The organism is Actinorhabdospora filicis (assembly GCF_030269765.1).
GTDB classification, from domain to species: domain Bacteria; phylum Actinomycetota; class Actinomycetes; order Mycobacteriales; family Micromonosporaceae; genus Actinorhabdospora; species Actinorhabdospora filicis.
In genome coordinates this window covers 529190-541374 of the sequence record NZ_BSTX01000004.1, presented here as the reverse complement: position 1 = coordinate 541374, position 12185 = coordinate 529190, and the positions used below count along the sequence as shown (strand labels likewise).

Here is a 12185-nt window from a genome sequence, read left to right as displayed (position 1 = left end):
ATCGGGCGCATGGCGGGACTCTGGGTCGAAGACACCGGCGGTGACGGCACCCCCGTGGTCTTTCTGCACGCGGGATGGGGCGACTCGGCGTCGTGGGAGCCGGTGCTCGAACTGCTGCCCGACGACGTCCGCACCATCCGCTACGACCAGCCGGGCTACGGGCGCTCACCCGCCCCCGGCGGCGACTACAGCAACGTCGGCGACCTCCGCGCCGTCCTCGACGAACGCGGCGTGGACCGCGCCGTCCTCGTCGGCCACAGCGGCGGTGGCGGCATCGCGCTGAGCCTCGCCGTCCTCGACCCGGCGCGGGTGGCCGCGCTGGTACTGGTCGCCCCCGGCGTCCCCGGCTACCCCTGGGACTGGCAGGACCCGTTCTTCCGCGACTTCGGCGCCGCCTACCTCGCCGGGGACGTGGAGACCATCGTCGCCGTCGGCCACGAGGCCTGGGGCAAGGCCGGGCCCTGCGCGGCCGTCGACGACCAGTTCCACAGCGCCGCCCGCGCGTTCCTGGCGCAGAAGGGCGCCCAGTCCACCGACCCACCGGTCTACGACCGGCTCGGCGAGATCGGCGTCCCCGCCGTCGTCGCCGTCGGCGACCTGGAACACCACCTGGCCGAGGGAAGCTCGGCGGCCATCGCCGAGCGCGTCCCCCACTGCCGGTACGTGCCCGTCCCCGGCGCCGACCACATGCTGCCCCTGCGGGCCCCCGAAGTGGTCAGCGACCTCGTGATGGAGGCACTCGCTAGCGAATAGCCGAGGCCATGTTCTCCAGCCGGCGCACCCGCTCGTCCATCGGCGGGTGCGTGGAGAACAGGTTCGCCAGCCCGCCCGCCTTGAACGGGTTGGCGATCATCAGGTGCGCCTGCGACGTCACCGGCCCCTCCGCCCGCAACGGCAACCGCCTCGCGCCCGCGTCGATCTTGCGCAGCGCGCTCGCCAGCGCCAGCGGGTCACCCGACAGCTCGGCGCCCGACTGGTCGGCCTGGTACTCGCGGCTGCGGCTGATCGCCATCTGGATCAGCCCCGCCGCGATCGGCCCGAGAATGATGGTGAGCAGCAGCACGACCGGGTTCGGGCCGTTCTCGCTGTTGCCCATCGGCAGGAACAGCGCCAGGTTCGCGATCATCGTGATCATGCTCGCCAGCGCGCCCGCCACCGAGGCGATGAGGATGTCCCGGTTGTAGACGTGCGACAGCTCGTGCCCGATGACGCCGCGCAGCTCCCGGTAGTCGAGCAGGTCCACGATGCCCGCGGTCACCGCCACCGCCGCGTGCTTGGGGCTGCGGCCGGTCGCGAACGCGTTCGGCTGCGCCGTCGGCGAGACGTACAGGGCCGGCATCGGCTGCCCCGCCTTCTGCGACAGCTCGCGGACCATCCGGTACAGCTCGGGGAACTGCGCCTCACTGACCGGCTGCGCGCGCATGGAGCGCAGGGCGATCTTGTCGGAGAAGAAGAAGCTCACCCCGTTCATGACCAGCGCCAGCATGGCCGCGATGACCACACCGGTGCCGCCGCCCAGCCAGTAGCCGACGGCGATGATCAGCCCGGAGAGCAGCCCGAGGAGGAGGGCCGTCTTGAGTCCGTTGAGGTAGCGCATGCATCACTCCCGATGAGGTCGTGACCCAATTTTGACGCCCTCCCCGCACGATTGCCAGGGATTCCCGCCACACGTCCGCGTGCCGGGACGGTTCCTGTTTCCGCACGCGGCGCCGGGATCACTCCCGGTCTTATCCGCGCTCCGCAGGCGTTTAGTCTGTCCGCCCGTCCGGCGGCCAGAATATTGCGGGCGGCATTGACGTCACGGTCATGAACCGCCCGGCAGTTCACACAAACCCACCGCCGAACCGATAGAGGTTTCGGGCCGTCCTTTGCGCCGCAGTCCGAGCAAACCTGGGATGTGGGTTCGAAGCGACCGATTCGCCCGAGCCGACGGCCGTGCATCATGGCCTTGTACTGCAACATGCCGAGGAAGGCCGACCAGCCCGCGTCGTGCACGGACTTGGCAAGACGGGTACGCGCGAGACCCCGAACCGCGAGATCCTCGACGAACACCGCTTGGTTGTCGCGGATGACCGTCGTGGAGAGTTTATGATGCCAGTCCCGCCTTTGATCGGCCACATGGGCACGCCACTTCGCGACGGCGATACGGGCCTTCGCCCGGTTGCGGCTCCCCTTGACCTTCCGCGCGAAGGCTTTTTGCATACGCGCCAGTTTGTTCTCGGCCCGACGAAGGAACCTCGGCGATTCGACCTTACGGCCATCGGCGAACACCGCGAAGTGAGCCAATCCGAGATCGATTCCGGTCTCCGCCTTCGTGGCGGGCAGCGGCGCGGGCTCGACATCGACCACGAAGGACACCCGGTATCTGTTCGCGGCGTCTTTCATGACGGTGACGCTCGTCGGGGACGAAGGAAGGTCACGCGACCATCGCACGACGAGCTCACCGACCTTCGCGACATGAAGCCGGCCGTTCCGCCGAAGCGCGAACCCCTTACCGACGAGCCTGATGGCCTGACGGCCGTCCCTCTTCGACTTGAACCGAGGCTCGGCGATCCGGGGGCCTCGCCGCTCACCGGTCAGCGAGGTGAAGAAGTTCCGGTAGGCGGTATGCAGATCCCGCAGGGACTGCACCAGCACGACCGACGACACCTCCGAGAGCCAGGCGCGCTCTTCGGTGCGCTTGGCCCGGGTGATGACCTGCTTCTGCAGCTCGGTGTCCTTCACGTACGGCAGACCCGCGGCGTGGGCTTCGCGGCGAACACGAAGTCCGTCGTTGAAGACCACCCGCGCGCATCCGTACGCCCGGGCGAGTGATCGACACTGCTCAGATGTCGGATATAGCCGGTACTTATAGCGAAGCCGCACATTCGTCACATTAGCACATGTGATCGATGAATGCGTCAAGCGCGCCCGGCCTCCGTCGCTCCCACCAGGCGTTTCATCGCCGCACGGGTCGCCTCGTCGTCCGGTGTGAGCACCACCATGACCCGCTCGGAGCCGTCCGGCAGCGCGAAGGTCTCCATGCTGAACGCCAGGACGCCGGCCTCGGCGTGCCGGAACCGCTTCCCGCCGAAGTTGCGGACGCGCACGTCGCCGCGGGCCCACAGCTCGCCGAAGCGCGCGCTGGACGCCGACAGCTCGGCCACCAGCGCCGCCAGGCGCTCGTCGTCGGGGTAGCGACCGGCGGAGTGGCGCAGGTAGCCCACGGCGTCCAGCGAGCAGGTCGCCAGGTCGGCGTAGAAGGGGTCGTCATCGGCGACGAACACGTCCCGGACGGTGTTGAACCCGGTCAGGGGCCGGTCGTAGACGGCCTCGGCGGCGGGGTTGGCGGCGACGACGGTGGAGCGGTGGTCGAGGATCAGCGCGGGCACCTCGCCCATCGCCGCCAGGACCGCGCTGAGCCCGGGACGCACGACGGGGCTGGACGCGGGTACCTCCCGGCGGGGCCGGGCGAGGCGGTGCAGGTGCTCGCGCTCGACGTCGTTGAGGCGCAGGGCGCGCGCGAGGGCGTCCAGGACCTGCTCGGAGGGCTGCTTGGCGCGGCCCTGTTCGAGGCGCACGTAGTAGTCGATGCTGACGCCCGACAGGTGTGCCACCTCCTCGCGGCGCAGGCCGGTCACGCGCCGGTAGGAGCGGGTCGGGACGCCGACCTCGGCGGGTTCGAGGCGGGCGCGCCGGTCGCGCAGGAATGCGGCGAGATCTTCCACCCGGCAAGTATCGCGCGCGTCCATGGGATCTTCCTGGTACTCGTATGCCCATGAAGAACATTGCCAGGAAGAAGCGACACTGAACGCCGCCCGCGATCTCGCCCAGGATCGAGGGCATGAAGGTTCTCATCGTGAACGCGCACCCCGAGCCCGCCTCCCTCACCTCGTCCCTGAAGGACCTGGCCGTCACGTTCCTGGAACGCGCCGGGCACGAGGTCCGGGTCTCCGACCTGCACGCCATGGACTGGCGCGCCGCCATCGAGGCGGAGGACTTCGGGACCTCGGCGAACTCGCCGCTGGCGATCGTCACCGACTCCGGCGACGCCTACGAGGGCGGCACGCTGGCCCCGGAGATCGCCGCCGAGCAGGCGAAGCTCGACTGGGCCGACACGGTGATCCTGAACTTCCCGCTGTGGTGGTTCCACCTCCCGGCGATCATGAAGGGCTGGGTGGACCGGGTCTTCACCTTCAAGTACGCCTACGGGCGCGGCGAGGGCAACTCCATCCGCTATGGCGCGGGCGTCTTCGCGGGCAAGCGCGCGATGCTGTCGGTGATGGTCGGCGGCGGGCCGCACCACTACTCCGAGCGCGGCATCAACGGCGAGCTGATGGATCTGCTGTTCCCCATCCACCACGGGATCCTCTACTTCCCCGGCTTCGACGTGCTGCCGCCCTTCGTCGTCCACGACACCGTCCGGATGACCGATGAGCGCTTCGCCGAAGTCGCCGCCGACTGGGAGAAGCGGCTGCTGGAGCTGGACACCATCGCGCCGATCCCGTTCCGCCCGCAGGCCGGCGGCGACTACGAGCGCCACGAGCTCAAGGAGGGCGTGGAGCGCGAGGGGACGCGGGGGCTGCGGCTGCACGTGGCGTGAATGAGCGTGCGCGGACGCCCGCGGCCGGGCATGATCACCGCCGTGGCCTCATCCCTCGCCTACAGCCTCGGGTTCTACACCGACGCGGCCGACGCCCTGGCCGACGCCCGCCGGTTGCTCGCCGCGGCGAACACCCGCTGGCACGAGCCGGTCTTCGACGGCACCTTGTACATCGGTTCGCACGACGCGGGCGAGTTCCTGGACCTGCCCGCGCCGGTGTGGCTGCACGTCGAGGTGCCGGGCCACCTGGCGGAGGCCGCGCGGGCGGTCTTCGCGGCGCCGCTGGGGCCCCCGGACCGGCAGGGCGCGGTGGCCTTCTACGAGCCGCTGCGGCCGGAGCACGTCGCGTGGCTGCTGACGGTGCCGTCGCTGCCCGTCTCGGTGAGCCCGGACCGGCGGCCGCCGGGTGTGGTCGAGGAGGCGCTGCTGGCCCGCGCGCACCTCGGCCGGGGTGACCTCACCTGGCACTGCGACTGGGCCGAGTCGCGCAGCGGCATCACCGGCATCACCCTGAGCGTCGACTCCCCTGGCCGTCACGAGCTGTTCTGGCACGTCCGGTGGCGCGGGGACGACCTCGACCCGGTCGCGGCCCGCTACGCCGCCCTGATCGGCCGGACCGCCGCCCCGCCGGTGGCGGGCTGGTGAGCGGGCTCACCCCCGGGGCGGTCACCTTCGCCGCCCGGCGCCGGTCAACCGGGTGAACCCCCCACGAAGGAGCGCGCGATGTACGTTCTGGTCACCGGTGGCACCGGCACCCTCGGCAAGCAGGTCCTCCCCCGCCTGGCGGCGGCCGGCGCGAAGATCCGGGTGCTGAGCCGGACGGCGAAGCCCGGCGCCGACCGGGTCGCCTGCGATCTGACCACCGGCGAGGGCCTGGCGGAGGCGATGCGGGGCATCGACACCGTCCTGCACCTGGCGGGCGGGCAGAAGGGCGACGACGTCGCCGCGGCGAACCTGGTCCGGGCGGCCGAAGAAGCGGGGGTCGGGCACATCGTGCACATCTCGGTCATCGGCGCCGACACGATGCCGATCTCGTGGTTCAAGATGAAGCTGGCCGCCGAGGACGCGATCCGCGACTCGAAGATCCCGCACACGATCCTGCGGGCCGCGCAGTTCCACGACCTGGTCTTCACCATCGCCGAGAAGATGACGAAGATGCCGCTGGTGCCCGCCCCGGGCGGCCTGCGCTTCCAGCCGGTGGCCAGCGAGGACGTCGCCGCGCGCCTCGTCGAGCTGACCGTGGGCGAGCCGCAGGGGCTCGTCGACGACATCGCCGGTCCGCGGGTGTACGACATGCGGGAGCTGCTGCGCGGGTTCCTGGCGGCGCGGGGCAAGAAGCGCCCGCTGCTGCCGGTCCGGATGCCCGGGAAGGTCGGGAGGGCCTACCGCGCGGGCGACAACCTGTCGCTGGAGCGGGTGCGGACGGGCGCGGGCACCTGGGAGGACTTCCTGGCGGCCAGGCTCGGCTAGCCGACGGCGGCGAGGACCCACTGTGGGGCGACGCCGGCCACGAGCGCGGCGATGGTCGCCGCCGCGAGCACCAGACCCACCGGCCACGGGACGCGGGCGGCCTGTTCCGGCGTCCCGCCGCGCACGACGACGCTCGCCACGCGGACGTAGTAGACGAGGCCGATGACGGCGTTGACGGCGACGGCCACCGCGATCCACACGGCGTTGCCCTTGAGGAGGGCGTCGACGACGGTGACCTTCGCGAAGAGCCCGGCCAGGCCGGGCGGCAGTCCGGCGAGCCCGGCCAGCGCGAGCACGAAGACGCCCGCCAGGATCGGCGAGCGGCGGGCGAGCCCGGCGTATTCGCTGATCGGGCCACCCTGCGCGCCGCCGCGGACGGCGATCAGGACGCCGAAGACGGTGATCTCCAGCAGGACGTAGAAGACGGTGTAGGCGAGGACGGCGGTCATGACGGTGTTCGCGGTGTCGCCGATGTTCCCGGTGGCGTAGACGAAGACGCCGAGGGGTGCCAGGAGGTACCCGGCCTGGGCGATCGAGGAGAAGGCCAGGAGCCGGACCATGCGGGTCTGGCGGAGGGCGGCGAGGTTGCCGACGGTCATGGTGGCCACCGCGACCACGGCGAACAGGACACCGGCGGTGCCGTCGAGGATGGGCCGCAGGCCGCCGAGGGCGACGGCGAGGAGGGCGATGACGCCGCCGACCTTGGAGGCGGTGGACAGGTAGGCGGCGACGGGCAGGGGCGCGCCTTCGTAGGTGGCGGGCGCCCAGGCGTGGAAGGGCACGGCGGCGATCTTGAAGGCGATGCCGACCAGGACGAGCACGGCGGCGACCGAGACCAGTGGCAGGGACGTGTCGACGCCCTGCGGGCCGCCGTCGGTGGCGGGGCCGGAGAGGGCCTCGCGCAGCTTCGTCAGGTGGACGGTGCCGGTGAGGGCGTACAGGAGGGCGGCGCCCATGAGGGTGACCGCGCTGGACACCACCGAGACGACGAGGAAGTCGACGGAGGCCTCGGCGGAGGCGACCGCGCGGCGGCGGAACCCGACGAGCGCGTACAGCGGCAGGGTCAGGGTCTCCAGGGCGACGACGATGGTGATGAGGTCGCGGGCGTAGCCCAGGACGACGCCACCGGCCAGGGAGCAGGCGAGGAGGAAGAGGTACTCGCCGCGCGGCGGGCCGTCCGGTGCGCGCAGGGCGGGCACGGACAGGCCGATGACGCCGAGGGTGAGCGCGCTGAACACCACGGCGATGAGCGCGCCAGTGTCGTCGGCGACGAAGGAGCAGCCGTCGGCCAGGCAGAAGGTCTGGCGGGTGCCGAGGGTGCCCACCCAGATCGCGGCCGCGCCCACGCCGATCGTGCCGAGGGCCGCGGCGGCGTAGGTGAGGCGCGGGAGGAGCAGGTCGGCGAGGAGGACGAGGACGGCCGTCCCGGCGGCGAGGTAGGCCGGGAGGAGCGCGACGTTGTCGATTGCCTGGGTCATCGGGCCACCGCCTGGAGGATGCCGGTGACGGCCTCCGCGATCGGGGCCTGGACCAGGAAGGGCGCCAGGCCGAGGACGAGTGCTCCGGCGGCGAGCGGGGTGTAGGACGCCCATTCGTAGCGGGCGAGCCCGGGCCGGGCGATGGCGGCCACGGCTTCGCCGGTGCCGCCGTGGGTGACCAGGCGCAGCATCCGCAGCAGGTAGGCGGCGGCGAGGGCCGCGCCGATCGCGGCGAGGACGGCCAGGACCGTCCACAGTGCCTGGTGGCGCTGGATGGCGGCGTAGACGGCGAAGGCCTCGCCCCAGAATCCGGCGAGGCCGGGGAGGCCCAGGGAGGCCAGGGCGGTGAAGCCGAGGAGGCCGGAGAGGCCGGGCGCGACTTCGCGCAGGCCGCCGAGCCGGGCGAGTTCGCCGGTGTGGGCGCGGTCCTTGACGGCTCCGGCGAGGAAGAAGAGGAGGCCGGTGATGAGCCCGTGGGCGATGTTGCCCAGGAGCGCGGCGGTGAGCCCGGCGGGGGTGAGGGTGGCGATGCCGAGCAGGACGAAGCCCATGTGGCCCACCGAGGAGTAGGCGATGAGGCGTTTGAGCTCGGTCTGGGCCAGGCAGACCAGCCCGGCGACGAGGATCGCGACGACGGCGAGGACGCCGAGGACCAGCGCGGCCCGCGAGGCGCCTTCGGGCGCGACGCCGACGGCGACGCGGATGAGGCCGTAGGTGCCCATCTTGAGCAGGACGCCGGCCAGGATCACCGAGCCGACGGTGGGCGCTTCGGTGTGGGCGTCGGGGAGCCAGGAGTGCAGTGGCCACAGTGGGGCCTTGATGGCCAGCCCGACGGCGAGGAGCACGAAGGCGAGGAGCTGCGTGTTGCGACTCAGGCCGCCCCCGCCGGAGGCGGTGATGGCGATGATGTCGCCGGTCTCGGCACCGGTGACCACGACGAAGATGCCGACGAGCAGCAGCAGCGAGCCGAGAAGGGTGTAGAGGGCGAACTTGACGGCCGCGTGCCGCCGGTTCGCGCCGCCCCACCCGGCGATGATGGCGAACATCGGCAGCAGGACGACCTCGAAGAACACGAAGAAGAGCACGAGGTTGAGGGAGAGGAACACCCCGAGCATCCCGGCGTCCACGATCAGCAGCAGCGCGATGAGGAGATGCGGGCGATCGGTCTTCTTCCACACCGTGAACGCGCAGCACAGCAGCGTCAGCAGTCCACTGAGGACGACGAGGGGGTAGGACACGCCGTCGACGCCGAGGTCGAAGTCGAGGTGCAGCAGCGGGACCCACTCGGTCCGCACCCGCGACCACGGGGCTCCACTGTGGTCCAGTGCCAGGAGGGCGGCCAGGACGAGGCCGAGCGCGGCGAAGGCCGTCCCGGCGATCGCGGCGGCCCGCTCCTTCTTGAGGTACCCGAGGACGGCGGCGGCTCCCGCGCCGAGGGCTGGCACGGCCACGACGGCGATCAGCAGGGCGTTCATCCCCACACTCCAATGACGACGGCGGCCGCGCCGATCAGCAGGGCGCCGGCCAGCACCGACAGGACGTGCCGGGGCATCCCGGCGCGGTGGGTGAGGGCGACGGCGCGGCCGAGCAGCCCGATGCCCTTCCCGGCGCCCTCGGCGGCTCCGTCCACGAGGGACTCGTCGGAGCGGCGGGCGACCGTGGCGAGGAACCGCACGGGCGTGACGATCAGGGCGTCCTGGATCTGGTTGACGTAACCGGCCTGCTCGAAGACGGGCCCGAGCGGGCCGAGGACGCGGGCGGGATCGGCGGCCTTGTCGGTGCGCCAGATGCCCCAGGCGAGCCCGATGCCGACCGCGATCGCGGTCATCGTCAGGCCCATCGCGGTCGGATCGGCCGCTCCGGCGCCGATCGGCGGGCTCGGCAGGAAAGACATCACCGCGCCCAGCGCGACCGTGGGGACGGCCAGGATCAGCAGCGGCCAGAGCATCCACGGGTTCGGGTCGTGTGCGTGAGCCTCGCCGCGAGGAGCGCCGAAGAAGGTGCGCAGCCAGGCGCGGGTGGCGTAGGCGGCGGTCAGCAGCGCGGTGGCCAGGCCGCCGTAGAACACCAGGTGCTCGTGCCCGTAGGCGTGCGACAGGACGTGTTCCTTGGCGTAGAAGCCGGTCAGCGGCGGCAGGCCGATGAGGGCGGCGAAGCCGATCGTCATGGTCCAGAACGTCACCGGCGCGCCCTTGCGCAGCCCGCCCATCGCCGACATGGAGTTGGTGCCGGTCATGTGGATGACGGCCCCGGCGGTCAGGAACAGCAGGGCCTTGAAGAAGCCGTGCCCGACGAGGTAGAAGATCGACTCGTCCCAGGCGCCGATCCCGGCGGCGGCCATCATGTAGGCGACCTGGCTGACGGTGGACCAGGCCAGCACGCGCTTCAGGTCGTCGGTGGCCAGCGCCGCCAGCGCGGCCACGACCATCGAGACGACCGCGACGATCTGGAGGAACGTGGCGGTCCCGGCGGTGAACAGCAGCTGCGAGAGCCGGACCAGGACGTAGGCTCCGGCGGCGACCATGGTCGCGGCGTGGATGAGCGCCGAGATCGGCGTGGGGCCGGCCATGGCGTCCGGGAGCCAGGTGTGCAGCGGGAACTGGGCGCTCTTGCCGAACGCGCCGATCATGATCAGCACCGCCGACACCGTCAGCATCGTGCTGTGCCCGTTCTCCAATGCGTACTCGGCGATCGCGTCGACGCGGAAGCTGCCGATGTGGAAGCCCAGCATCAGCACGCCGATCAGGAACGCCACGTCGGCGACCCGGGTCACCAGGAACGCCTTCACCGCCGCCGCGGGGGCCTGCGGGAGCTTGCGGTCGTGCCCGATGAGCAGGTACGAGCAGGCCCCCATGACCTCCCAGCCGATCATGAGCAGCACCAGGTCGTCGGCGACGACGACCAGCAGCATCGCGGCGGTGAACAGCGAGATCTGCGCGGCGTAGGGGTTGTAGCGCTCGTCGTCGGCGCGCAGGTACCCGATCGAGTAGACCTGCACCATCAGCGCGACCACGACCACGACGAGGCCGACCCACCAGGTCAGCTGGCTCATCCCCACGCTCAGGGTGACCGCGACGCTCCCGAACCGAACGAGTGCCGGGCCGTCGCTGATGAAGCGCGTCTCATCGCCGTCCACACTCGACAGTCCGCCGGTGGTGTACACCAGGACCAGCGCGAGCACGGCCGCCGCGACACCGGCGACGGCCAGCAGCGAGGCGGTCCGCTTCGCCTTCAGCGGCAGCAGGAACCCGGCCAGCGCGGCGGCGGCCGGGGCCAGCGGGAGGGCCCAGAGGGCGACCAGGGGGCTCATGCGTCCTCGCTCACGGCGACGGGCTCGCGCTCGGCGCCCACCTCGTCGGTGACGATCGACCGGCGCAGCCGGAACAGCTGGAGCACGATCGCCAGGCCCAGGCCGACCTCGGCGGCGGCGATGACGATCACGAACAGCGCGAAAGCCTGCCCGACGTGCTGCTTGAGGGTGACGTCGGCGGTCACCAGGACGAGGTTGACCGCGCCCAGCATCAGCTCCACCGACATCAGCAGCAGGACGGCGTTGCGGCGCACGGTCACGCCGTACACGCCCGTCCCGAACAGCAGCGCGGCCAGGACGTACGGGATCACCGGATGCATCAGCTCTCCTCCCGCCGCTCGCCGACCTCGGGCCGGGAGATCGCGATCGCGCCGACCAGGGCGGCCAGCAGCAGCACCGACAGGACCTCGAAGGGCAGCGCCCAGCCGGTGAAGACCTCCCGGCCCAGCGCCTCGGCGTTCCCGGGCTCCACACCGGACAGTCCGATGTAGCTCCACCGGTAGGCGTCGGCGAGCACCGCGGCCAGGCCGAGCCCGGCGCCGCCGCCGACGAGGATCGCCGGCAGCCGGGGCCGGTCCAGGTCGTCGCTGCGGCCGATGGGCGCGCGGGTCAGCATCACCGCGAACAGCATGAGCACGACCACCGCGCCCACGTAGATCAGGACCTGCACCCACGCCAGCAGTTCGGCGGTGAGCACCAGGTACACCCCGGCGAGCGCGCCGAGCGCGACCACCAGCCACAGTCCGGCCCGCACGATCTGGTTCGTGGTGACCACCCGGATCGCCGCGCCGAGGCTCACCGCGCCCAGGGCGCAGACGAGGACGTCGGTGACGGTCACCGGGCACCGCCCTTCTTGGCGGCGGTCGACTCCTCTTTGGACGGTTCGCCCATGGGGTCGTGGGCGTCGGGCGCGGGTACGTGCGCCATGTGCTCGCCGAGGCGTCCGCGGTCGTGGAGGAGGTTGCGGATGTCGCCTTCGGCGTAGGCGAACTCCGGGGCCCAGTACAGGGCGTCGAAGGGGCACACCTCGATGCAGATGCCGCAGTACATGCACAGGGAGAAGTCGATGTCGAAGCGGTCGAGGACGTTCTTCTGCCGCGCCCGGGCGGCGCCGGGCACTTCGACGGTCTCCTTGTGGGAGTCGATGTAGATGCACCAGTCGGGGCATTCGCGCGCGCACAGCATGCAGACGGTGCAGTTGGCCTCCATCAGCGCGATCACTCCGCGCGAGCGCGCGGGGAGGTCGGGCTGGACGTCCGGGTACTGCTGGACGCCGTTCTTGCGCGTCATCGTCTTGAGCGTGACGCCGAGGCCCTTCAGCAGGCCCTTGCCCGGCAGTTCCATG

At 71.5% G+C, this 12185-nt stretch carries 12 protein-coding genes and 1 pseudogene; 4 read left to right on the top strand and 9 right to left on the bottom strand.

Annotated elements, in window-relative coordinates:
- The first annotated feature begins 9 nt into the window (after window positions 1-9).
- Window positions 10-753 carry an alpha/beta fold hydrolase gene (locus tag QSK10_RS27560; RefSeq protein ID WP_285666049.1) on the top strand — a complete coding sequence of 248 codons (744 nt, stop codon included), beginning with the start codon at window positions 10-12 and terminating at the stop codon, window positions 751-753.
- Here the strand turns inward: QSK10_RS27560 and htpX are convergent.
- Genes htpX through QSK10_RS27545 form a run of 3 tightly spaced genes read right to left on the bottom strand, consistent with a single transcriptional unit; the run spans window position 743 to window position 3707 of the window.
- Window positions 743-1597, bottom strand: coding sequence for a zinc metalloprotease HtpX (gene htpX / locus QSK10_RS27555; protein WP_285666048.1), 855 nt, complete (start codon window positions 1595-1597; stop codon window positions 743-745). The two genes, QSK10_RS27560 and htpX, sit on opposite strands and share 11 nt — an antisense overlap.
- Window positions 1540-2865 (bottom strand): RNA-guided endonuclease InsQ/TnpB family protein, encoded by a 1326-nt coding sequence (locus QSK10_RS27550; protein ID WP_285666047.1) that lies wholly within the window; start codon window positions 2863-2865, stop codon window positions 1540-1542. Before QSK10_RS27550 ends, htpX begins: the two co-directional genes overlap by 58 nt.
- A 35-nt stretch (window positions 2866-2900) precedes the next feature.
- Window positions 2901-3707: a helix-turn-helix transcriptional regulator gene (locus QSK10_RS27545; RefSeq protein WP_285666046.1), complete on the bottom strand. Its 807-nt coding sequence runs from the start codon at window positions 3705-3707 to the stop codon at window positions 2901-2903.
- A gap of 116 nt (window positions 3708-3823) precedes the next feature.
- On the opposite strand from QSK10_RS27545, the gene QSK10_RS27540 reads away from it, so the two are divergent.
- The 3 genes from QSK10_RS27540 (at window position 3824) to QSK10_RS27530 (ending at window position 6052) form a co-directional block, all read left to right on the top strand.
- Window positions 3824-4582, top strand: coding sequence for an NAD(P)H-dependent oxidoreductase (locus QSK10_RS27540; protein WP_285666045.1), 759 nt, complete (start codon window positions 3824-3826; stop codon window positions 4580-4582).
- 42 nt (window positions 4583-4624) lie between these two features.
- Window positions 4625-5227 carry a hypothetical protein gene (locus tag QSK10_RS27535; protein ID WP_285666044.1) on the top strand — a complete coding sequence of 201 codons (603 nt, stop codon included), beginning with the start codon at window positions 4625-4627 and terminating at the stop codon, window positions 5225-5227.
- A gap of 78 nt (window positions 5228-5305) precedes the next feature.
- A complete protein-coding gene (locus QSK10_RS27530) occupies window positions 5306-6052 on the top strand; it encodes an SDR family oxidoreductase (protein WP_285666043.1) in 747 nt (248 codons plus the stop codon).
- Here the strand turns inward: QSK10_RS27530 and QSK10_RS27525 are convergent.
- The 6 genes and pseudogenes from QSK10_RS27525 to QSK10_RS27500 form a co-directional block, all read right to left on the bottom strand.
- Window positions 6049-7530 (bottom strand): NADH-quinone oxidoreductase subunit N, encoded by a 1482-nt coding sequence (locus QSK10_RS27525; RefSeq protein WP_285666042.1) that lies wholly within the window; start codon window positions 7528-7530, stop codon window positions 6049-6051. The genes QSK10_RS27530 and QSK10_RS27525 overlap by 4 nt on opposite strands.
- Window positions 7527-9005, bottom strand: coding sequence for a complex I subunit 4 family protein (locus tag QSK10_RS27520; RefSeq protein WP_285666041.1), 1479 nt, complete (start codon window positions 9003-9005; stop codon window positions 7527-7529). Before QSK10_RS27520 ends, QSK10_RS27525 begins: the two co-directional genes overlap by 4 nt.
- Window positions 9002-10840, bottom strand: coding sequence for an NADH-quinone oxidoreductase subunit 5 family protein (locus tag QSK10_RS27515; RefSeq protein ID WP_285666040.1), 1839 nt, complete (start codon window positions 10838-10840; stop codon window positions 9002-9004). The genes QSK10_RS27520 and QSK10_RS27515 overlap by 4 nt, the downstream gene beginning before the upstream one ends.
- Window positions 10837-11160: an NADH-quinone oxidoreductase subunit NuoK gene (gene nuoK / locus QSK10_RS27510; protein ID WP_285666039.1), complete on the bottom strand. Its 324-nt coding sequence runs from the start codon at window positions 11158-11160 to the stop codon at window positions 10837-10839. Before nuoK ends, QSK10_RS27515 begins: the two co-directional genes overlap by 4 nt.
- Window positions 11160-11678 (bottom strand): NADH-quinone oxidoreductase subunit J family protein, encoded by a 519-nt coding sequence (locus tag QSK10_RS27505; protein ID WP_285666038.1) that lies wholly within the window; start codon window positions 11676-11678, stop codon window positions 11160-11162. The genes nuoK and QSK10_RS27505 overlap by 1 nt, the downstream gene beginning before the upstream one ends.
- Window positions 11563-12184 (bottom strand): annotated as a pseudogene (locus QSK10_RS27500) (4Fe-4S binding protein); the annotation flags it as partial. The gene QSK10_RS27505 and the pseudogene QSK10_RS27500, both read right to left, overlap by 116 nt.
- Window position 12185 lies beyond the last annotated feature (1 nt).

Excerpts from the sequence above, each read along its gene's own strand:
- QSK10_RS27560 (WP_285666049.1), top strand. The coding sequence starts at position 10 with ATGGCGGGACTCTGGGTCGAAGACACCGGCGGTGACGGCACCCCCGTG.
- htpX (WP_285666048.1), bottom strand. The coding sequence starts at position 1,597 with ATGCGCTACCTCAACGGACTCAAGACGGCCCTCCTCCTCGGGCTGCTC.
- QSK10_RS27540 (WP_285666045.1), top strand. The coding sequence starts at position 3,824 with ATGAAGGTTCTCATCGTGAACGCGCACCCCGAGCCCGCCTCCCTCACC.
- QSK10_RS27530 (WP_285666043.1), top strand. The coding sequence starts at position 5,306 with ATGTACGTTCTGGTCACCGGTGGCACCGGCACCCTCGGCAAGCAGGTC.
- QSK10_RS27525 (WP_285666042.1), bottom strand. The coding sequence starts at position 7,530 with ATGACCCAGGCAATCGACAACGTCGCGCTCCTCCCGGCCTACCTCGCC.
- QSK10_RS27520 (WP_285666041.1), bottom strand. The coding sequence starts at position 9,005 with ATGAACGCCCTGCTGATCGCCGTCGTGGCCGTGCCAGCCCTCGGCGCG.
- QSK10_RS27515 (WP_285666040.1), bottom strand. The coding sequence starts at position 10,840 with ATGAGCCCCCTGGTCGCCCTCTGGGCCCTCCCGCTGGCCCCGGCCGCC.
- nuoK (WP_285666039.1), bottom strand. The coding sequence starts at position 11,160 with ATGCATCCGGTGATCCCGTACGTCCTGGCCGCGCTGCTGTTCGGGACG.